General features: G+C 42.2%; 21 protein-coding genes and 2 pseudogenes. 21 read left to right on the top strand and 2 right to left on the bottom strand.

Annotation, left to right across the window (positions count from 1 at the left end; genetic code table 11):
- Positions 1–17: 17 nt before the first annotated feature.
- Positions 18–758, top strand: a complete 741-nt coding sequence (locus tag NQ508_RS09150; RefSeq protein ID WP_006428933.1) for an SseB family protein — start codon at positions 18–20, stop codon at positions 756–758.
- 204 nt (positions 759–962) lie between these two features.
- Here NQ508_RS09150 and NQ508_RS09145 read toward each other — a convergent pair whose 3' ends face one another.
- Positions 963–1,160, bottom strand: a complete 198-nt coding sequence (locus tag NQ508_RS09145) for a cold-shock protein (protein ID WP_006428932.1) — start codon at positions 1,158–1,160, stop codon at positions 963–965.
- A gap of 217 nt (positions 1,161–1,377) precedes the next feature.
- Between NQ508_RS09145 and ptsP the strand changes: the two genes are divergently transcribed.
- The 7 genes from ptsP to NQ508_RS09110 all read left to right on the top strand — a co-directional run bounded on the left by ptsP (position 1,378) and on the right by NQ508_RS09110 (position 10,734).
- Complete coding sequence (ptsP, locus tag NQ508_RS09140; protein ID WP_006428931.1) at positions 1,378–3,003, top strand: phosphoenolpyruvate--protein phosphotransferase; 1,626 nt, start codon at positions 1,378–1,380, stop codon at positions 3,001–3,003.
- Between the two features lie 51 nt (positions 3,004–3,054).
- Positions 3,055–4,437 carry an NCS2 family permease gene (locus NQ508_RS09135; protein WP_006428930.1) on the top strand — a complete coding sequence of 461 codons (1,383 nt, stop codon included), beginning with the start codon at positions 3,055–3,057 and terminating at the stop codon, positions 4,435–4,437.
- A 123-nt stretch (positions 4,438–4,560) separates the two neighbouring features.
- Positions 4,561–6,399 carry an ABC-F family ATP-binding cassette domain-containing protein gene (locus NQ508_RS09130; protein WP_006428929.1) on the top strand — a complete coding sequence of 613 codons (1,839 nt, stop codon included), beginning with the start codon at positions 4,561–4,563 and terminating at the stop codon, positions 6,397–6,399.
- Positions 6,400–6,416: 17 nt separating this feature from the next.
- On the top strand, positions 6,417–7,154 hold the full coding sequence (locus tag NQ508_RS09125) for a DUF975 family protein (protein WP_006428928.1): 738 nt from the start codon (positions 6,417–6,419) through the stop codon (positions 7,152–7,154).
- Positions 7,154–8,116, top strand: a complete 963-nt coding sequence (locus tag NQ508_RS09120; RefSeq protein WP_006428927.1) for an alpha/beta hydrolase — start codon at positions 7,154–7,156, stop codon at positions 8,114–8,116. Before NQ508_RS09125 ends, NQ508_RS09120 begins: the two co-directional genes overlap by 1 nt.
- A 31-nt stretch (positions 8,117–8,147) precedes the next feature.
- Positions 8,148–9,968: a DUF6320 domain-containing protein gene (locus NQ508_RS09115; RefSeq protein WP_044920771.1), complete on the top strand. Its 1,821-nt coding sequence runs from the start codon at positions 8,148–8,150 to the stop codon at positions 9,966–9,968.
- A gap of 262 nt (positions 9,969–10,230) precedes the next feature.
- The gene (locus NQ508_RS09110) at positions 10,231–10,734 is read left to right on the top strand and encodes a CarD family transcriptional regulator (protein ID WP_044920808.1); all 504 of its coding nucleotides are present in this window, start codon (positions 10,231–10,233) and stop codon (positions 10,732–10,734) included.
- Between the two features lie 160 nt (positions 10,735–10,894).
- Here the strand turns inward: NQ508_RS09110 and NQ508_RS09105 are convergent, their stop codons facing one another.
- Complete coding sequence (locus NQ508_RS09105; protein ID WP_006428924.1) at positions 10,895–11,983, bottom strand: ABC transporter substrate-binding protein; 1,089 nt, start codon at positions 11,981–11,983, stop codon at positions 10,895–10,897.
- 149 nt (positions 11,984–12,132) lie between these two features.
- Between NQ508_RS09105 and NQ508_RS09100 the strand changes: the two genes are divergently transcribed.
- The 13 genes and pseudogenes from NQ508_RS09100 to NQ508_RS09040 all read left to right on the top strand — a co-directional run bounded on the left by NQ508_RS09100 (position 12,133) and on the right by NQ508_RS09040 (position 20,748).
- The gene (locus NQ508_RS09100; RefSeq protein ID WP_006428923.1) at positions 12,133–12,495 is read left to right on the top strand and encodes a TetR/AcrR family transcriptional regulator; all 363 of its coding nucleotides are present in this window, start codon (positions 12,133–12,135) and stop codon (positions 12,493–12,495) included.
- Positions 12,459–12,719, top strand: a pseudogene (locus NQ508_RS09095) (ABC transporter ATP-binding protein); the annotation flags it as partial. The gene NQ508_RS09100 and the pseudogene NQ508_RS09095, both read left to right, overlap by 37 nt.
- 132 nt (positions 12,720–12,851) lie before the next feature.
- A complete protein-coding gene (locus tag NQ508_RS09090) occupies positions 12,852–14,249 on the top strand; it encodes a sodium-dependent transporter (RefSeq protein ID WP_022415374.1) in 1,398 nt (465 codons plus the stop codon).
- Positions 14,250–14,512: 263 nt separating this feature from the next.
- Positions 14,513–14,641, top strand: a complete 129-nt coding sequence (locus NQ508_RS09085) for a hypothetical protein (RefSeq protein WP_006428920.1) — start codon at positions 14,513–14,515, stop codon at positions 14,639–14,641.
- A gap of 60 nt (positions 14,642–14,701) precedes the next feature.
- Positions 14,702–15,118, top strand: coding sequence for a C-GCAxxG-C-C family protein (locus NQ508_RS09080; protein ID WP_006428919.1), 417 nt, complete (start codon positions 14,702–14,704; stop codon positions 15,116–15,118).
- A gap of 68 nt (positions 15,119–15,186) precedes the next feature.
- The gene (locus NQ508_RS09075) at positions 15,187–15,549 is read left to right on the top strand and encodes a VOC family protein (RefSeq protein WP_006428918.1); all 363 of its coding nucleotides are present in this window, start codon (positions 15,187–15,189) and stop codon (positions 15,547–15,549) included.
- 33 nt (positions 15,550–15,582) lie between these two features.
- On the top strand, positions 15,583–15,873 hold the full coding sequence (locus tag NQ508_RS09070) for a hypothetical protein (RefSeq protein WP_006428917.1): 291 nt from the start codon (positions 15,583–15,585) through the stop codon (positions 15,871–15,873).
- 20 nt (positions 15,874–15,893) lie between these two features.
- Positions 15,894–16,013 (top strand): annotated as a pseudogene (locus tag NQ508_RS14280) (carboxymuconolactone decarboxylase family protein); the annotation flags it as partial.
- 267 nt (positions 16,014–16,280) lie between these two features.
- On the top strand, positions 16,281–17,237 hold the full coding sequence (locus NQ508_RS09060) for a ketopantoate reductase family protein (RefSeq protein WP_006428914.1): 957 nt from the start codon (positions 16,281–16,283) through the stop codon (positions 17,235–17,237).
- Between the two features lie 18 nt (positions 17,238–17,255).
- A complete protein-coding gene (locus NQ508_RS09055; protein ID WP_006428913.1) occupies positions 17,256–18,545 on the top strand; it encodes an L-cysteine desulfidase family protein in 1,290 nt (429 codons plus the stop codon).
- Positions 18,545–19,897, top strand: a complete 1,353-nt coding sequence (locus NQ508_RS09050; RefSeq protein ID WP_006428912.1) for an MATE family efflux transporter — start codon at positions 18,545–18,547, stop codon at positions 19,895–19,897. Before NQ508_RS09055 ends, NQ508_RS09050 begins: the two co-directional genes overlap by 1 nt.
- Before the next feature lie 328 nt (positions 19,898–20,225).
- Positions 20,226–20,483, top strand: coding sequence for a hypothetical protein (locus NQ508_RS09045; protein WP_006428910.1), 258 nt, complete (start codon positions 20,226–20,228; stop codon positions 20,481–20,483).
- A 58-nt stretch (positions 20,484–20,541) separates the two neighbouring features.
- Positions 20,542–20,748, top strand: coding sequence for a hypothetical protein (locus NQ508_RS09040; protein WP_006428909.1), 207 nt, complete (start codon positions 20,542–20,544; stop codon positions 20,746–20,748).
- The last annotated feature ends 6 nt before the right edge of the window (positions 20,749–20,754 follow it).

Raw genomic sequence — 20,754 nt, 5'->3', positions numbered from 1 at the left:
AGTGAAAGAGGAACAGTATGAGTGTAGACAAAAACAGCGTTTTAAAAAAGTTACGGGAATCGGATGCCATCTATGTATTGATGTCTGATTGTACAAGAATGCCTTTTGTGGTATGTGATCCGGAGACGTATGATGATGAAGTGTTTGTATTCTTTTCAGAAGAAGATGCAATGCGCGGAGGACAGGAATTCCTGAAGGCGAATAATCCGTTAAAAATTTTTAATATTGAAAAAAAATACCTGCTTCCTTTCTATAGCAGTTTATTCCCAATCGGGGTGAACTGTATGGTAATCGGTAAAGGAACAGAAGAAGAGATTGCGATTCAGTTAGGGGAACTGGTTAGAAGACCGGAACAGAAGCCGGGCGAAGAACCGATTGAGAATCCGGAACTTCAGATTACTGCAATGTATTTTATGCAGAAGGTAAGAAGCCAGAAAGAATTAAAACTCACGGATGAAACAAAGGAACTGCAGGAAGAACTGATGGCACATTATCAGAGGGGCAGATATATCACGGCAATCAGTGAAGATAAAAAAATGCCGATTTTGAATAAAGATGACGGACAGGTACTGATGCCGATCTTTACAGACGTTCAGGAATTCCTGAAATTCCAGAATGAGAACAGAGATATGAAGTATACAATGGGAGTTGTCGAAGCAGCCAGAATTCCGGAAGCAATGGGCCCGGAAGTTACGGGAGTTGTGGTTAATCCATTTGGAATTGATCTTCAGCTGAATGTTTCAAGACCACAGAAATAATACTGAATAATACAGAAGAACCGGTCATCTGTGTATCTTCAGATGACCGGTTTGGCAGATATGATAAAAGCCAGATAACTGCAGTTATCTAGCTTTTTCTCATAATCCTCTCTCGTTAAGTCATGTATTACTTTTAAATATTTAAATCCGAAATAGATATATTTTAATATATAAAAGGGACATTAAAAACTTAGATTGTTGCGATTAGAGTGGTGTTACGTTAACAGCCTGTGGGCCCTTAGCACCTTCTGTAACTTCGTATTCCACTTCCTGACCTTCTTCAAGTGTCTTGAATCCTTCCATATTCAGTCCTGAATAATGAACGAATACATCATGACCCTCAGCGTCAGAAATGAAACCGTAGCCTTTTTGGTTGTTAAACCATTTTACAGTACCTTTCATGATTATACCTCCATAAAAATTATTAAATCGTGCAATTTATAAAAGTATTCTATGAATTGCACTGTTGTCAGATTAGCATATATTGATAAAGACGTCAATGAATTTAAGGAATGTTTTTGTGTTTTTATACAAAAAAGTAATCTACTTGACGAATGAACGGCAAACGTGTAAAGTATTATTGTTCATACTAATAAAGGTTTAAAAGGGTTGGAAAACTATGATTACATTGACTGGGAAAAAAATATCAGAAGGAATTGCAATCGGAAAACTTTCCTTTTATAAGCGGGATACAAAAGAGATTCGCAGAATCTATGTAAAAGATGTAGAAAAAGAGGTTATGCGTTTTCAGAAAGCAAGGCAGAAAGCGTTGCAGGAACTGAGGGATCTGTATGATTCGGCTTCTAAGGAAGTAGGTGAAGCGAATGCAGCTATATTTGAGATGCAGCAGATGATCCTTGAAGATCAGGAAATCATCAGGCAGATTACAAATATTATCGTAGAGCATAAGTTGAATGCAGAGTATGCTGTAAAAAATGCGGTGGAAAATGTACTGGCAAGTGCGGCAAAAAGTAATAAAAGTTATGTACAGGGACACGAAGCAGATATTAAAGATGTGTCGACAAGGGTACTTCGGATTCTTGCAAGGGCATGGAAAGATAAGATGCTGACAGATGAACCGTTTATACTGGCAGCCGGTGAATTATATCCAAGTGAGGCAGTAAAGCTTGATAAGAGCAAGATTCTTGGGTTTGTTACCAGATACGGAACAATTAATTCTCATACGGCAGTGCTTGCAAGAACAAAAGGAATTCCATCTGTGATCGGACTGGGAGAGTCTTTAAAGAAAGAATACGAAGGCAAGACCATTATTATCGATGGTTTTGAGGGAAAAGTATATATCGAACCTGATTATACAACGATTTCAAAGATGAAACAGAGACAAGATGAGAATCATACGCAGGTACAGAGTCTGGAACGTCTGAAGGGAAAAGAAAATATTACGCAGAGCGGACAAAAAATTGATGTGTGCGCGAATATCGGAAGCAGGGAAGACATTGAAAGCGTTCTGCGCAGTGATGCGGGTGGAATCGGATTATTCAGAAGTGAATTTATTTATATGGAAAATGGTCCGAAACTTCCGACAGAAGAACAGCAGTTTCAGGTATATCGTCTGGCAGCAGAAGCGATGGGAATGAAAAAGGTTGTGATCCGTACAGCAGATCTGGGCGGTGAAAAGACAGCAGAGTGTCTGGACCTGGGAGAAGAGAATAATCCTGAGATGGGATATAGGGGAATCCGTGTGTCACTGGATAAAGACGAGATATTCAAGACGCAGTTACGTGCAATTTTACGTGCATCTGCTTATGGAAAGATGTCTATTATGTTCCCGATGGTTACAGATGTAAAAGAAGTACAGCAGGCAAAACTGCTTCTGGAAAAGATAAAAAAAGAGTTAAAAGATGAGAAGATTCCGTTTAATGAAGAAATACAGATCGGAGTTATGATTGAAACACCGGCAGCGGTTATGATAAGCGGTGAACTGGCACGGGAGGCTGATTTTTTCAGTATAGGAACGAATGATCTGACGCAGCTTACACTGGGAATGGACAGAACAAATTCTAAACTGGATCATTTTTATAATCCGCATCATCCGGCATTGCTTAAAATGATACGTATTATTGCGAATAATGTACATCTGGAGGGAAAAACAATCAGCATATGTGGTGATCTGGCAGCAGATCTGGACATGACAGAACAATTCCTGCAGATGGGAATCGATGAGTTATCCGTAGCACCAAATCAGGTACTTGCTTTAAGAAAAAAAATAAGAGAGATACAGTAATTTTGTTGTCGTTATCTTATTTTTTGAGAGTATAAGGAGGAAAAGAGAAACATGTTGGAAAAATTATTTAAGCTTCGTGAGAACGGAACCGATGCCAAAACAGAGGTTATGGCAGGTATCACTACGTTCATGACTATGGCGTACATACTTGCAGTCAATCCGAGTATCCTGTCTGCAACAGGGATGGATTCCGGTGCAATCTTTACATCGACAGCGCTGGCTGCAATGATCGGTACATTCTTGATGGCGTTCTTCGCCAATTACCCGTTCGCACTGGCACCTGGAATGGGACTGAATGCATACTTTGCCTATACTGTTGTTCTTGGAATGGGTTATAAGTGGGAAGTTGCATTAACGGCAGTATTTGTAGAAGGTATCGTTTTCATCGTACTTTCACTTACGAATATCCGTGAGGCAATCTTCAATGCAATTCCGAAGAATCTGAAGTCGGCAGTAAGTGTCGGTATCGGATTATTCATTGCATTTATCGGACTTCAGAATGCGAATATCGTAGTAGGAGGTTCTACACTTCTGCAGTTATTCTCCATTGATGGATATAACAGTGCCAAAGGTGTGGAAGCTTCTATGAGTAACGTAGGAATCACGGTCATTCTTGCATTGATCGGTGTGGGAATTACAGGAATTCTGGTAATAAAGAATGTAAAGGGAAATATCTTATGGGGAATCCTGATTACATGGATTCTTGGAATCATCTGTCAGATGGCGGGTATCTATGTAGCGAATCCAGAAATTGGATTTTACAGCCTGCTTCCGGATTTCAGCAAGGGATTCACAATTCCAAGCATCATGCCGGTATTTGGAAAGCTTGACTTCAGCGGAATATTCTCTTTGAACTTTATCGTTGTCATCTTTGCATTCTTATTTGTAGATATGTTTGATACGATCGGAACACTGATCGGTGTGTCTACAAAGGCAGGTATGTTAGATGAGGAGGGACGTCTTCCGAATATCAAAGGTGCGCTGATGGCAGATGCGGTTGCAACAACCGTTGGAGCAGTGCTTGGAACAACAACGACTACGACATTTGTAGAGAGTGCATCCGGTGTATCCGAAGGAGGAAGAACGGGACTGACTTCTGCAACGACAGCTATTTTATTCGGCCTGTCACTGTTCCTGTCACCAATCTTCCTTGCAATTCCTTCATTTGCAACAGCACCGGCCCTGATCGTGGTTGGATTCTACATGCTGACAAATGTGACACACATTGATTTTGATGATTTTTCAGAGGCATTGCCATGCTACATCTGTATTCTGGCTATGCCATTCTTCTACAGCATTTCAGAAGGTATCTCTATGGGAGTTATCTCTTATGTGATCCTGAATCTGATGACTGGAAAAGCAAAAGAAAAGAAGATCAGCGCATTAATGTATGTACTTACGGTATTATTCATATTGAAATATGTCTTTCTGTAAAATATAATAGAAAGAGGAGAACGAAAAGAGATCGGAGTTTCCGGTCTCTTTTCTGGCCTGTCAGGCATTTTACAGGGACTGCCGATGGGAAGATCCGAAAGGCTTATGAAGGAGAACTAAAGTATGAATTTACTTACGATGGAGCATATTACGAAGGCTTATACTGACCGTGTCCTTCTGAATGATGTTGCATTCAGCATCAATGAGAATGAAAAGATCGGTGTGATCGGAATTAACGGAATGGGAAAATCTACGCTTTTAAAAGTGGCAGCCGGGATAGAACCATACGATGAAGGTAAGATCAGTATAGGAAATCAGGTCAAGATCTGTTATCTGCCGCAGACACCGGAATTTGAAGAGGGAACAACGGTGTTGCGTGCGGCAATCGCAGACAATGTGAATGAGCTGAATCAGTGGACAATTGAAGCAGATGCCAGATCCATGCTGAACAAGCTTGGCTTCTATGACTATGACGAGAAAGTAGAGCATATGTCCGGCGGTCAGAAGAAGAGAATTGCACTGGTCAATGCATTGCTTACACCGGCAGATATCCTGGTACTGGATGAACCGACCAACCACCTGGATAATGCGATGTCTGAGTGGCTGGAGGAATATCTGATCGGATTTCGCGGGGCAATCCTGATGGTTACCCATGACCGTTATTTTCTGGATCGTGTGGCAACCAGGATCGTGGAAGTAGATCAGGGGAAATTATACAGCTACCCTGGAAATTATTCGGAGTTTGTCAAGTTAAAAGCAGAACGTCAGGATATGGCACTGGCGACAGAAAGAAAGAGAAAGAGTCTTCTGCGTACAGAACTCGAATGGCTGGGAAGAGGTGCAAGAGCCAGAAGTACGAAGCAGAAAGCACACATTGACCGCATCAAGGCAATGCAGGAGATCAAGGACATTCAGGAAGAAAAGAAAGTGGTACTGGATTCCGTAGCGTCCCGTATGGGAAATAAGACGATCGAGCTTCAGAACATCAGTAAATCTTATGGAGCAAGAAAGCTGATCGATGACTACAGTTACATTTTCCTAAAAAATGACAGAATCGGAATCATCGGACCGAATGGCTGTGGAAAGACGACACTTCTTAAGATTATTAATGGGATTGTAAAACCGGATAATGGCGCGATCGAGATTGGGCAGACGATCCGGATCGGATATTTCTCTCAGGAGAATGAATATATGGATGCATCCATGAAAGTGATTGATTATGTCAAAGAAGTGGGAGAATATGTTACGACATCAGACGGAAAGATCACGGCATCCCAGATGCTGGAGCGCTTCTTATTTGACGGAGCCATGCAGTGGTCAAAGATTGAGAAGCTTTCCGGGGGAGAAAAGAGAAGACTGTACCTGATGCGTGTTTTGATGAGTGCACCGAATGTACTGATCCTGGATGAGCCGACCAACGATCTGGATATCCAGACGCTGACGATCCTGGAAGATTATCTGGATCACTTTGACGGAATTATCATCACGGTATCACATGACCGTTATTTCCTGGATCGTATTGTGAACCGTATCTTCTCATTTGAAGGAGACGGAAAAGTACGACAGTTCGAGGGTGGTTATTCGGATTATCTGATCCGCAAAGAACTGGAAGGTCTGGATACAGAGATGTCATTGAAAGGACATGCTGCCGGGATAGAGGAACAGCCGAAGAAGGCAGAAAGCTCTTCGAAAGACACCTGGAAACAGCGGGAACCAAAGCTGAAATTCACATTCAAAGAGCAGAGGGAGTTCGAGTCGATCGATGATGACATTGCAAAACTGGAAGAAAAGATTGAGACACTGGATGCACAGATTGCAGCCAATGCGACTAATTCGGTGAAATTGCGGGAACTTATGGAGAAAAAAGAAGAGACTGAGAATGCACTGGATGAGAAGATGGACCGATGGGTATATCTGAATGATTTAAATGAAAAGATTCAAGATGCAAAGCAACAGGGATAAACAAGGAGAAAAAGTATATGAACTGGACAAGAGAAAGACTGAAAACAAATGGTAAGATTGCATTTAAGAAGAATTACTGGGCATGTGTGGCTGTAGCAGTGATCATGGGAATCATCACGGGACTTAGCAGCATAAGCGGAGGAAGAACCGGAAGTGGTGCTTCACAGAACAGTCTGTATGGGAATGACGGGTTTTCATTCTCATATCATTACGGATGGGGATTCCCATTTGCAGGGCTGGCAATTGCAATGGCTGCGATTATATTAACGATTGTAATATGGGCACTGAAGATATTCGTGGGAAATCTTCTGGAAGTAGGTGGAAAACGTTTCTTCGTATTGAATAAGACAGAGAATCCAACGGTTGGAACGATGTTTGATGCATTCCGTTCCGGACATTATGTGAATATTGTACTGACCATGTTCTTAAGAGAACTTTTTACATCCTTATGGACATTACTGCTGGTGATTCCAGGAATCGTGAAGCATTATGAATACCTAATGATTCCTTACATTCTTGCAGAGAATCCGGGAATGGACAGAAAAGAAGCATTCCAGATCAGTAAGCGTATGATGGACGGACAGAAGATGGAGACGTTTATTCTGGATCTGTCATTCCTTGGATGGGATATTCTTACGGTTATCACATGTGGAATGGTGGGGATTTTCTACGCTTCTCCATACAAGCAGGCAACTTTTGCAGAGTTATATGCATTTAATAAAGCAAAAGCATATGAGGAAGGATATATCAGATAATGGCGATCAACAAATCAATGAGGCGGGTATTAAAAGCGCTGTCCTTCGACGGCATTGAAGTGGAGGCTTCAAGACACCTGGCGAATTTAAAAGCAATTGATCCGATGAAGATATTTCATAAGACGATTGACTATAAGATTTATAACGGCAATCATCAGATCCCTGTAAGGATATTCCTTCCAGGGGAAAAGATGGAGGATGATCTGCCGGTATTTCTGTTCTTTCACGGGGGAGGATGGGTAACGGAAAGTATTGATAATTATGAAAGAATCTGTGCCCGTCTTGCTTCGGCAACAGATCATATCGTTGTATCGGTAGAGTACCGGCTGGCGCCGGAGTATCCATTTCCCATTGGTTTTTACGATTGTTATATGGCGGCAAAGGCTATGTACACGAACCAGTTTATCTTGAATACAGATCCGGATAAGATTACACTGATCGGAGACAGTGCCGGTGGGAATCTGGCAGCAGCTGTTTCACTGATGGCAAGAGATCAGGGAGAATTCCTGCCGAAGAGACAGATACTGATCTATCCTGCGGTAAATAATGATTACAGTGAGGAGTCCCCATATTTGTCGGTAAGACGTTACGGGACGGAATATCTTCTGACTGCGGGAAAGATGCGGGATTATATTAATTTCTATGCATCGGCAGAAGAAGATAAGAAAAGTAAATATCTTGCACCTCTCATGGAGACCGATTACAGCAACCAGCCGGATACACTGATCTTAACGGCGGAATGTGATCCTCTCAGAGATGAGGGGGAAGAGTATGGAAGAAGGTTAAAAGAAGCGGGCAATAAGGTGGAGGTGCACAGAATACAGGATGCACTTCACGGATTCTTTGCACTGGGAGTAAAATATTACCATGTACAGGAGAGCTTTGCTATTATTAACCGTTTCCTGAGCGGCTATACATCTGATGAAAACAGCCGGAAGGTTAGTCCTGCAAACGAAGAATAAAGCGGGAAAGTAAAGGGGGAGGAGAAAGCCGGTGTTTGAGCAAAAACGTGCTTACTGGAGAAGTCTGGATAATGCGGCAAAGTTATTTTCCGCAGCCAGCAGCCCGAAAGATACCAGAGTGTTCCGGTTCTATTGTGAGCTGAAAGAAGAAGTAAAAGAAGAGATATTACAGGAAGCTCTGAATCAGACGATACAAAAGTATCCCGTATTTTTGTCGGTTATGAGAAAGGGGCTTTTCTGGCATTATCTGGAGAAAAGTGAATTAAGACCGGTGGTAAGGGAAGAATATAAAGAACCTTGCAGCAGCCTGTATGTACGGGATAAAAAGACACTTTTATTTGAAGTGACATATTATAAAAAACGGATCAATTTTGAAGTATTCCATGCGCTGACAGATGGAACCGGTGCAACAGAATTCCTAAGAGAACTGGTGAAGAATTATCTGTATCTGATCCACGAAGAAGATCTGGAGCCGGTGGAGCTGTCAAACCAGTATCTGACGGTAAAAGATCAGGAAGATGACAGTTTCAGCCGATATTATGATCCGGATTTTCCAAGAAAGAAAAAGAAAAAGATCAGGGCGGTTCAGATCAAAAAGGGTGGAAAAGGATATGAAGAGCTACAGATCAATGAAGCTTCCATGTCGGTAAAAGAACTGCTGGGGATTGCCAGAGAAAAGAAAGTTTCCATGTCGGTGCTCCTGACGGCTGCATTTATCTGTGCAATCCATGAAGAAATGAGCCGGATGCAGGAGAAGAAGCCGGTTATCCTGATGGTTCCGGTGAATTTAAGAAAGATTTTTCCATCGGATTCGATGCTGAATTTCTTCGGTTATATAGAGCCGGGGTATCAGTTCGGAGGGGGAAAAGATTCTTTTGAAGATGTACTGGAGGCAGTAAAGTTATATTTTCAGGAGAATCTGTCCAAAGAGCATATGGCAGGACGGATGAATGAACTGATTGCAATAGAAAAGCATAAGATCTTAAAATGGGCACCGCTGGAACTGAAAAACCGCTGTATCCGTGCGGGTGCCAAGATGGCGGAGCAGGAAGTAACCGCCGTGCTTTCGAACATGAGTGTGGTAAAGATGCCGGAAGATTATGCGCAATATATTGAAAAGTTTGGCGTGTATACAAGTACGAACCGAACAGAATTATGTATCTGTTCTTTTCAAGATACGTTATCACTTGGCTTTACATCGAGATACGACAGCACGAATATCCAGCGGAATTTCTACCGGATATTGAAAGAACTGGGGGCTTCGGTCAAAGTGGCAGAACCGGATTTCCCGGAGGATGCAAGACCAAATTATGAAGGAAAGAAAGTATTACAGATCTTTACATTTTGCTGTATTGCAGCGATCGTGATCAGTATGATGACGGATATCATTATATCGCCCGGCGTGCACTGGTCGGTGTTCGTGGCAGCTGGGTGTGCGACGATGTGGCTTACAATGGCAGTCGGTTATGTGAAACGGTTCAATCTGCTGAAGAATGCGGCATGGCAGCTTCTGATCATGTCAGGGATCTGTGTATTGTGGGATCTCGGAACCGGATGGAGAGGCTGGTCTGTGAATATCGGAATTCCGGATATCTGCCTGCTGATCCAGGTTGTAATGTTGATCATATCAGGAATACGTTCCCTGTCACCGAGAGAATATATGATCTATTATGTGATGGCCGCTGTCTATTCGATGATTCTTCCATTGATTCTTTTAGTGACAGGAGTAATCCATTACAAGACTCCATCGGTTATCTGTATCGGGTGCAGTTTTCTGCTGTTGATCGGATTAATTTTATTCAAACGAAAAGAATTTAAAGAAGAAATGCATAAAAAATTCCACGTTGGCTGATACTGATACAAAGGAAAATATTGGTGGCTTTGTGCGGTGCAGGGTTGATTTTGAGAGAAATTCTTAAAAAAATCTTACATCCGTGAAATGGTTGTGATATAATAGGTATATCAAGAGTTTATGTCAGCGCGTTTACAAATTTCATAATACGATACCAGAAAAGATGGCGTGCAGTTCGATATAACTTCGGATTGTGCGCTCTTTTAGCGTTGTCATACATCTGCAGGTTACCATGAGAGAAGTGTTAGAACAGGAGGCAGAAATGTTCAAAATAGGAGATTATGTGGCGCATTATAAGGAGGGCGTCTGCGAAGTAGTAAATATTGGCAAGATTGACATGGGCAGTTCGGACAAAGAGTATTATACGTTAAAACCGGTATATGATGCAGGTGGAACGGTATACACACCAGTCGATAATAAGCGGGATCAGATCAGAAAACTGATCACAAAAGAAGAGGCGGAGAATCTGATCAAAGAGATGCCAAAGATCGATATCATTGGTGTGACAAATGAAAAACAGCGGGAAGGAATGTACAAGAACGCATTGTTACACAATCAGTGCCGGGAGTGGATCTCACTGATCAAGACTTCATATGGAAGAAATAAGAAGAGATTACTGGCGGGAAAAAAGACGATCAACGTTGATGAGAGATATATGTCCAGTGCCGAGAAGTTCCTGTATGGAGAACTGGCAGTGGTGATGGAGATTCCGAGAGATAAAGTCAGCGGTTATGTGAAAGAGCACCTGGATGCGGAGCTGGCATAGGCGAATATAGGAAGAAAAAGAAAACTGCTGATAGCAGGTTCTTACGAATATATGATAATTTAAAAATAATGCTGCAGAACGAAGAAAAGTTTGCAGCATTATTTTTTATACCATAGTAAGCAAGAGAAGTTGCCGGTTTTGTAGATATCGGAGTACAGAATTAATTGGTTTTCTGGGTATCGTTGCTTGCTTTTGCTGCCTTTTCTGCATAAGTAGTAGTTACGAGATCCTTGTAAGGTGCGCGTTCCTTAAGCTCGCCTGCTTCTTCTAAGATATCCTGAAGAAGATCAAAGCTTTCCTGCCGGAAGATCAGATCTTTTTTCCATGTATCCTGCTCATAATAGCGGGAAATGATGGTTGTGATCGTATCCAGTGTGGTCTCTTTGAACTGAGGAGCGATTGCCTGGGCAATGTCTTCCGGTGTGTGGGATGCCACGTAGTCCATACCTTTTTGCAGTGCATTGGTGAATCCCTGGACGACTTCCGGATGTTTGTTGATGTAACTCTTCTTTGCAGAGAAAGCAGTGTACGGAACATAGCCGCTGTCCGTTCCAAGAGAGGCGACAACGTATCCCTTACCCTGTTTTTCAAGATTGGTTGCACCAGGTTCGAATTCTACGGTGAAGTCGTAATCGGATTTGTCTTCTGCGAAGGCCGCCGCAGTAGAACCGAAATCAATATTCTGGTCGATGGTGAGATCTGTAGCCGGATCGATATGGTTCTGGTTTAAGATATACTCAAATACCATTTCAGGCATGCCGCCTTTTCTACCGCCGATGACCTTCTTGCCTTTCAGATCTTCCCATTTGAAATCCTTAATATCTTCCCTGGCAACCAGGAAGTTCCCGGCGCGCTGGGTGAGCTGGGCAAAGTTTACAACATAATCATTCGCCCCCTCGTTATATGTGTAGATAGAAGCTTCCGAACCCATAAAGCCGATGTCGGCAGTTCCGGAGAGGACGGCCGTCATAGTTTTGTCGGCTCCGAAACCAGTCACAAGAGAAAGGTCGATTCCTTCGTTGGCAAAATATCCCTTTTCGATTGCCACATACATCGGAGCATAGAAGATGGAGTGTGCTACTTCATTTAATGTAACAGGAGTCAGTTCCTGTTTTTTAGTACTTGTGGATTTTGAAGTTTTTGCTGTTTTGTCTGATGCGGATTCCGATTTGTCAGCAGATGTACATGCAAAAAGTGAAGTGACAGATAGTGTAAGGAGTAAAAGAAGTGCAGTGATACGCTTTTTCATAAGATCCTCCCGGTGAAATATATTCTATGGTTTATAGTATATTCGGAAAGAAGAAAACAGTGATGGAAAATCGAGAAAATATATCAATAGACAGGATTTGTTTTCCGTCATATTGACACGAAACATACAGCAGAATATACATTATAACAATGTTATATAACATTGTTACGAAACAGGAGGTACAAGTGTCTAAACAGGTAAAAGGTGTTTCTGAAAAGATAGAAGCATGTGCAAAAAAAGAATTTCTGGAGAAAGGATATGTGGATGCATCGCTCAGAACGATCGCAGAGGAAGCGGATACAACGACAGGTTCGATTTATTCGCGTTACGGTGGAAAAGAAGGATTATTTTCCGCTATCGTAGAACCGGTAGCGAGAGAATTTACAGAGAAGTTTGTAAGTGTGCAGGAGAGATTCGATGCGACAGACCCGGATAAGCAGGCAAAACAGGGCGAAGTTACCGCACTGATCGGTCCATCCTTCTGGATGAAGCAACGGCGTCTCTGGATGTAGATAACGAGACGATGATACAGGAATCCCTGTCACGACTGATTAAGAATAAGACGGTCATGATCATTGCACACAGAATGAGAACAGTCACAGATGCGGATAAGATTGTGGTATTGAAAGACGGTGTAGTTGCGGAAAGTGGTACGCCGGAAGAATTGAAGAAGAAAGACGGCATCTATGCGAATATGATGAAGACACAGCTAATGGCAGCAGACTGGAGCCTGTAGATAGCAGAAAGACCAGTGGGGACAGAAAAAAAGCTACTTTTTCACGTCTCCACTGGTCTTTTTTGTTTTATTTTCTATGAATTAGTGGTAAAATATTGAAGTATTAACGAAAAAATGAGAGGAAAAAAGAGTATGAAACAAAAAAATAGCTTTAGCGGGCAGATTGGCTTCGTATTTGCAGCAGCCGGAAGCGCAGTCGGCGTGGGAAACCTCTGGCGTTTTCCATATCTGGCAGCAAAAGACGGGGGAGGACTTTTCCTGATTATCTATCTTGTGCTGGTATTGACGGTTGGTTTTGTGTTACTGACTACAGATATAGCAATTGGCCGCAAGACGGGAAAAAGCGCAATCTATGCCTATGAATCAATGAGAAAAAAATGGAAATTTCTTGGAGTGATCACATTCCTGGTTCCGGTATTGATCATGACTTATTACGCGGTGATTGGTGGATGGATCTTAAGATATATCGTGATCTATCTTACAAGTTCAGGAAAGCAGGCAGTAGCAGATAACTGCTTTACTTCATTTATCTCTTCTCCGTCTTCCGTATGGTATGGACTGATCTTTATGTTCCTGACTGCACTGATCGTATATAACGGAGTAGAAAAGGGAATTGAACGAGTTTCCAAATTTATCATGCCGGTTCTGTTGATCATGGTAATTGGAATCGCAATTTTCTCACTTACATTAAAGACTACGTTGGATGACGGAACGGTCCGTACAGGATTACAGGGACTGAAGGTGTATATGAAACCGGATCTGACAGGAATCACGATTGGACGTTTCCTTCAGATCACACTGGATGCAATGAGTCAGTTGTTCTTTTCACTGAGTGTATCTATGGGAATTATGATTACATATGGATCTTATGTAAAGAAAGATGTAGATCTGAACAAAGCGGTATCGCAGATTGAAATTATGGATACAGGAGTTGCATTCCTTGCCGGTGTTATGATCATTCCGGCAGTATTCGTATTCTCCGGACTGGATGGTATGTCAGCAGGCCCGGGACTGATGTTTGTCTCATTGCCGAAAGTATTCTACTGTATGGGAGTGGTAGGAAGAATCATCGGAATTCTGTTCTTCGTGCTGGCAGGATTTGCGGCGTTAACATCTTGCATCTCGGTACTGGAATCCATTACCGCAAACTGTATGGAATTATTCCACACAGAGCGTAAGAAGACGACCAGAGTGTTATCGGTGATCTACCTGATCGCAACAGCAGTGATCGCACTTGGATACAGCGTCTTCTATGTAGAAGTTGCACTTCCAAACGGAAGTACGGGACAGCTTCTGGATATCATGGACTATATCAGTAACAGCTTTATGATGCCGTTTATCTCACTGTTATCAGCAATCTTGATCGGCTGGATCATGAAACCGTCATGGATTGCGGAGGAAATGGAACTGAATGGCAAAAAATTCAAGCGTAAAAAGTTATATAATGTGATGATGCGTTATATTATGCCAGTCATTATGATGATTTTATTCCTGCAGTCAACAGGTGTGTTGAATTTGATTATGAAATAAGAATATATAGAAATCGTAGTTTGAAAGGAAGTCGGAGAAATCTGGCTTCTTTTTGTAATCTGAGTATCTAGAAAAGTCAATGAAAGGTGTTGGGCGTATGGATTTTACTTTTTGCTATTAACTAATAATTGCAATTGTGTATAGTTTTATGTTAAAATATATTAAATAATAGTAATTTGGTTTAATAAAGTATGCGATATTATAACAGGAGGGGCAATGGGGAAAGGTTGGTACTAGCAAATTAGGAGAGTTATAATGCTATTTTGATTAATCAGAATAAGAATCAGAAAGAACGGATGAAATTATTACGACAGTTAACGGTACAACAATTAAATACATTGGAAGCGGCAAGCATGAATAATCTGATTAAGATCGGAAACGGAGATAGATAAGAATTAACTAAAAATGAAATAAAAAGTAAAAATATATAACCAAAAGGAGAGTAGACTAACATGAATACAAAAGCAGAACATGCAGCAGAATTACACCAGAGAGGATGCAACTGCGCCCAGGCAGTAGCCTGTACATTTTGCAAAGAATTCGGAATCAGTGAAGACGATATGTTTCGTATCGCAGAAGGTTTTGGTCTGGGTATGGGCGTGATGGAGATGTGTGGTGCATTGTCTGGAATGGCAATGATCATCGGTCTTGATAACAGTCAGGGAGGCACAGAAGAAGGATCCAGAACCAAAGGGGATACATATAAGAAGATCCGAAGCAAAGTAGAAAAATTCAAAGAGAAAAATGGTTCCTGCATCTGCCGGGAGTTAAAAGGTGTGGAGACAGGAAAAGTTCTCTGCAGTTGTCCACAGTGTATCGCAGATGCCGTAGCTTTGACAGAAGAATATCTGGCAGAGCAGGGAAAATAAAGTCTGGATAAAATAAAGCTCAGGGAAAATGAAATCCGGGAAAAGTCAATGCATAATGGAGAAAAGAAATGCGATTAAAAAATATATTAATTGTTGTAAAAGATATCGAACATTCCAAACAATTCTATCATGACCTGTTCGGACTGAATACAATTCTTGACAATGACGGCAATGTGATATTAACGGAAGGCCTGGTACTTCAGGACGAAAAGATATGGAAAGAAGTTCTGAATAAGGATATTATTCCGGAAAATCATGCCAGTGAGTTATATTTCGAAGAACCGGATATCGAAGCATTTGCCAGAAAGCTTGAAAAGTTGTATCCTAATGTTAGGTATGTCAACCGGCTGATGACACACAGCTGGGGGCAGAAGGTGGTCCGTTTCTATGATCCGGATGGCAATCTGATCGAAGTAGGAACACCGATGTAAAGAATTTTGGAATGATAACGGAGGATAAGAAAGATGGGAGTTCAATCAATTGATGCAGAAGATGATCAGTTCGCATATCGTTACGATACACAGTTACTGATCGAGAGAAGAGACGAAGATCTGGATGAAGATGATATCGCAGATTATATTACAGAACATTTTGAAGGTAACAGTCTGATCGCAGCAGGTGATGAAGATCTGGTGAAGATTCATTTCCATACGAATGAGCCGTGGAAGATACTGGAGTATTGCAATTCTGTTGGAGAAATCTTTGATATCGTTGTGGAAGATATGATCCGTCAGGCGAATGGACAGCAGGGATAACAAAGAAAGCATTGAAAGAAGATTCTTCCCTGAAATTCCATCTTCAGAACGCCAAAGATCACGGAGTGACACAGAAAGAGATCGCAGCAGTGATCACACACGTGGGATTCTATGCAGGATGGCCGAAGGCATGGGCAGTAGAAGTTTCGGGAGAAGAGACTTCCAATGAATGGTGCGAGGCAGTATCCGATGAAGAATACGGAAAATTGAAATAATCCTACCGAAGTATAAAAAATGTGATAAAATGGTTGCAGTCAGGGAACTGATTGCAGCCATTTTTTTGGTATCGCCATGTGTTCGTAAGGAGCTGCCAGTGGCAGGTCATGTAGATACAAAAGTATGCAAGAGAAGGTGCTGGCGGACGATTCTGAGGATTAACAGAGACAGAACATGAAAGGACAAGAATCATGAAGATAACATCAGTTGCAGTATTAGGTGCAGGTGCGGTAGGTTCCTATGTGATCTGGGGACTTGCGAACCGTGAAGATATAAAGCTTGGCGTGATCGCCGAAGGAGAGAGAAAGGAAAGACTGAGCCGTCAGGGCTGTGCAATCAACGGAAAGGTCTATCATCCGGAGGTGTGGACACCAGAGGAAGCAGAAAATGTGGATTTCCTGATCGTTTCGTTAAAATACGGTGCATTACCGGGAGCATTGGAAAGCATCCGAAAAATAGTTGGAAAAGATACCAGTGTAATGAGCCTGATGAATGGCGTGGACAGCGAAGAGATCATCGCAGAACAGATTGGAAAGTCACACATTCTTCCGGCTGTGATTAAAGTAGCGTCACACAGAGAAGCGGACGGATATCATTTCGATCCGGAGACAACACTTGGGATCATCTTCGGTGAATATGAAGCCCCATACGAAAGTGAAAGGGTAAAGGCGGTGAAAGAACTGTTTGCCGGTACGGGAATCCATTACCGCTCAACGGAATATGCAATAGAAGAAGTGTGGTGTAAATTCCGTCTGAATGTCTGCAATAATCTGCCACAGGCAATCCTGGGAGCAGGTGTTGGCTGTTACCGGGACAGTGAACATATGAAAGCAATTCAGAATGGTTTGAAAAAAGAACTGGAAGCAATTGCAGAAGCGAAAGGAATTGACATCAGTAAAGCGGACAGAATGTCCGGACGGGGAAGTGCGGTTCCGCCAATGGCCCGTTATTCCACATTACAGGATCTGGATGCAGGACGTCATACGGAGATCGATATGTTCTCCGGAGCGCTGATGCGTATGGGAAAAGAACTGGGGATTCCAACACCATATAATGACTATACCTATCATATGATCAAAGCACTGGAAGAAAAGAATGACGGCAGATTTGCCTATACAGGAGAGGAAGAACCAACCTGGTCGAAATAAAAAGTTTGGGGAAGAGATATGTTAAAAAAAGAAGAAATGATTACACTTTTAAAGAATGACGTAGTTCCGGCACTTGGCTGCACGGAACCGGTATGTGTAGCACTGTGCGCAGCAAATGCAGGGAAAATGACGGAAAATAAGATCCGCTCGATAGAAGTGGAAGTAAATGCAGGAATCTATAAAAATGGAATGTCGGCAGGAATCCCAGGCTGTGATTATGTAGGACTTCCATATGCAGCAGCACTGGGAGCATATCTTAAGAATCCGGAAAAAGGGCTGGAACTTCTGGAAGATATCACACCGGAAATTCTGGAACAGATGAAAGAACTGTGCGGTATGGCTGCTGTATCCGTGAAGATTAAAGAGCAGGAGCAGGGATTGTATGTGAAATGTAAGATTAAGACAGAAGCAGATATGATCACATCGGTCATCAGAGGAACACATACGAATCTTGTATATCTGGAGAAAAATGGAAAGATTATATATGAAAAAAATCAGGAAAACGGACAGGCATCAGATAATGCTCTGATTGAGACGTTGAAACAGATGACAATTGCACAGATCCGCCAGGTTGCAGATACAGCTTCAGAGGAAGAATTACATTTCCTGATGGATGGAGTGGAAATGAATGAAAGACTGGCAGCTTATTCCGAAGATAAGAAAGTCGGAGTAGGAATTGCAGATACGCTTCGGAGTGAAAAAGGTTCAGAGGTGTTGAAGAATGATCTGCTGACCAGAATTATGCTGAAAGTAAGTTCGGCAGCCGAGAGTCGTCTGGACGGCTGTCCGCTGCCGACGATGAGCAGTTCCGGTGCGGGAACAAAAGGTTTGGTAGTGATCCTGCCGGTCAGTGAAGCAGCAGACGCATTGGGAGTGTCAATGGAGAAAAAGGTGCGTGCGCTTGCAATTGCTCACCTGGTGAACCGTTATATCAATGCTTATATAGGAAAGCTGTCACCGATGTGCTCCTGTGTCATGGCATCATCAACGGCTGCATCCGTAGGAATTGCTTACCTGCTGGGAGGCAGTGACGAACAGCTTGGGTATGCGGTGCGAAATATGTCCGGGACGGTAACGGGAATGATTTGTGACGGCGGAAAGGTCGGCTGTGCAATGAAGGTTGCAACAGGATCATCGGCAGCCCTGCTTTGTGCGCTGACGGCCGTTCATGATGCGCCGCTTCGTGTGAGTGACGGTATCTGTGCAGAGACACCGGAAGACTGTATCCGTCATATGGCACAGATCGGTAATCAGGGGATGGCGCAGACGGATAAAGAAATCATTCATATTATGGAGCAGAAAAAGTGATGACAGAAAAAGTGAAACAACAGCATATGTTTTCAAATAAAATGATCGCCGGTATTCTGATACCGGTCGTTCTGGAACAGTTATTGAATTCAATTATGGGAACGGCAGATACGATGATGGTAAGTAATATTGGATCTGCAGCTATCTCGGCAGTATCGCTGGTGGACTCTATCAATATTCTTGTGATACAGGCATTTTCGGCACTGGCAGCAGGAGGAGCAATTGTCTGTTCACAGTATATCGGACAACAGAATAAAAAGATGGCGAATGAATCTGCAAGACAGGTGTTATTCATCATCACGGCCATCTCGATCGTAGTCAGTGTGTTATGTCTGGGATTTAAGAAACCGCTTTTGCGCCTGATTTTTGGTTCAGTAGAAGCTGACGTTATGAGAGCCTCAGAGACATATTTCTTTTATACAGCTATTTCATTTCCGTTCATAGCGGCATATGATTCGGCGGCATCCATTTTTCGCGCGCAGGAGAATACGAAGGGTCCAATGCTCATTTCCATGATATCGAATGCGATGAATATTGTTGGAAATGCAATTATGATCTGGATTTTCCATATGGGAGTTGCGGGTGCGGCAATTTCTACACTGGTCTCCCGTATATTCTGTGCAGTGGTAGTATTGATTCAATTAAGAAAAGACCGGCAGCCAATTGTGGTAAGAGATTACCTGAAAATCCGTCCGGACTGGGCGATGATCCGGAGAATACTCGGGATTGGAATTCCGTCCGGTGTGGAAAACAGTATGTTCCAGCTTGGAAAACTGGCAATACAGTCTACCGTATCAACATTAGGTACAACTGCAATTGCAGCCCAGGCAATGACAAATATTCTGGAGAATCTGAATGGAATGGCGGCAATCGGAGTTGGCGTAGGGTTGATGACAATTGTAGGTCAGTGTATGGGAGCGGACAGAAAAGACGAGGCGGTCTATTACATAAAAAAATTAAGTGTGATCGCAGAAGTGGCAATCATTGTAAGCTGCCTGCTGGTATTTGCATTGATCAGGCCTGTGACAGTTCTTGGCGGCATGGAGCCTGCAAGTGCAAAGATGTGTTTCCATATGGTAACCTGGATTACGCTTGTGAAGCCGATTGTATGGACGCTGGCATTTGTTCCGGCATACGGACTTCGTGCGGCGGGAGACGTAAAATTTTCTATGATCACGTCGTGTCTGGTCATGTGGCTGTGCCGATTTTGTCTGTGCGTGATACTGATCCGATTTCTGGGATTTGGACCGATGGGCGTCTGGATCGGTATGTTTGCCGACTGGACAGTGCGTGCAGTAATATTTACATGGAGATTCCATAGCAGAAGATGGTTAAGGTATAAGGTGATTTAAAGATGAAGTAGTGAATGAACGAAAAAAGGAATCGATCAGTGGAACAACAATGGTTATCTGCACAATTTTGTAACCGACCTGACTGAAGAAGGGGCTGGAAGAGAAATCATAAAAGCTGTCGAAGCACTGGCAGTAAATGATCACAAAGAAAGAGTGCGCCTGGACTGTTCCATCGACAATCCATTTCTTAATCAGTATTATGAATCAATGGGGTATGAGATGGCAGGAACCTGCAAAGATGGGGGGGATGAAGGCAATAGGCGTGAAAATATATGGCATTACTATAGAGAAAAATAAATCATAATAAAGAAAATCAAAGGAGAAAAAAATGAACGAATTATATGAATTAATTGAAAAGAAAATAAAGGAATCGGGATATCCACGTCAGATTTCCGGAGCAGATGTATATGATGATATCTGTGATCAGATTGACGGAAAAGAAAATGGGACATATCTGCTGCTTTCGAAATTTGAGGATGATGTGATATTTGAATATCATATTACTATTAATGACGAGGATTTTAATCTGGGAGTTCTGACAATGAAAACACCGGAAGGAACATTCGAAGTAGATTTTGATAAGTAGGAAAAATATCAAAAACAAAAGATAAGTTGGAACATTATTAAAAATTTAGGGTAATACAATGGAAAAATCTTTAGAACCTTCAATTATTACGGTGCTTGGAACAGTGGTATTCCGTGTAATCTGGCTTTTGACTGTCTTTAAGATGGTTCCGACATATGAGATGCTGATGAATGTGTATGTTGCATCGTGGATCTTTACCGGAGGGTTGTTGTTACTCATCTATCTGAAACACATGAGGAAGCTGGAGAAGAAAGCGATAAAGTAGTTGTAG

The organism is Dorea longicatena (assembly GCF_025150085.1).
GTDB classification, from domain to species: domain Bacteria; phylum Bacillota; class Clostridia; order Lachnospirales; family Lachnospiraceae; genus Dorea_A; species Dorea_A longicatena.
This window is presented reverse-complemented; position numbering and strand designations above follow the sequence as displayed.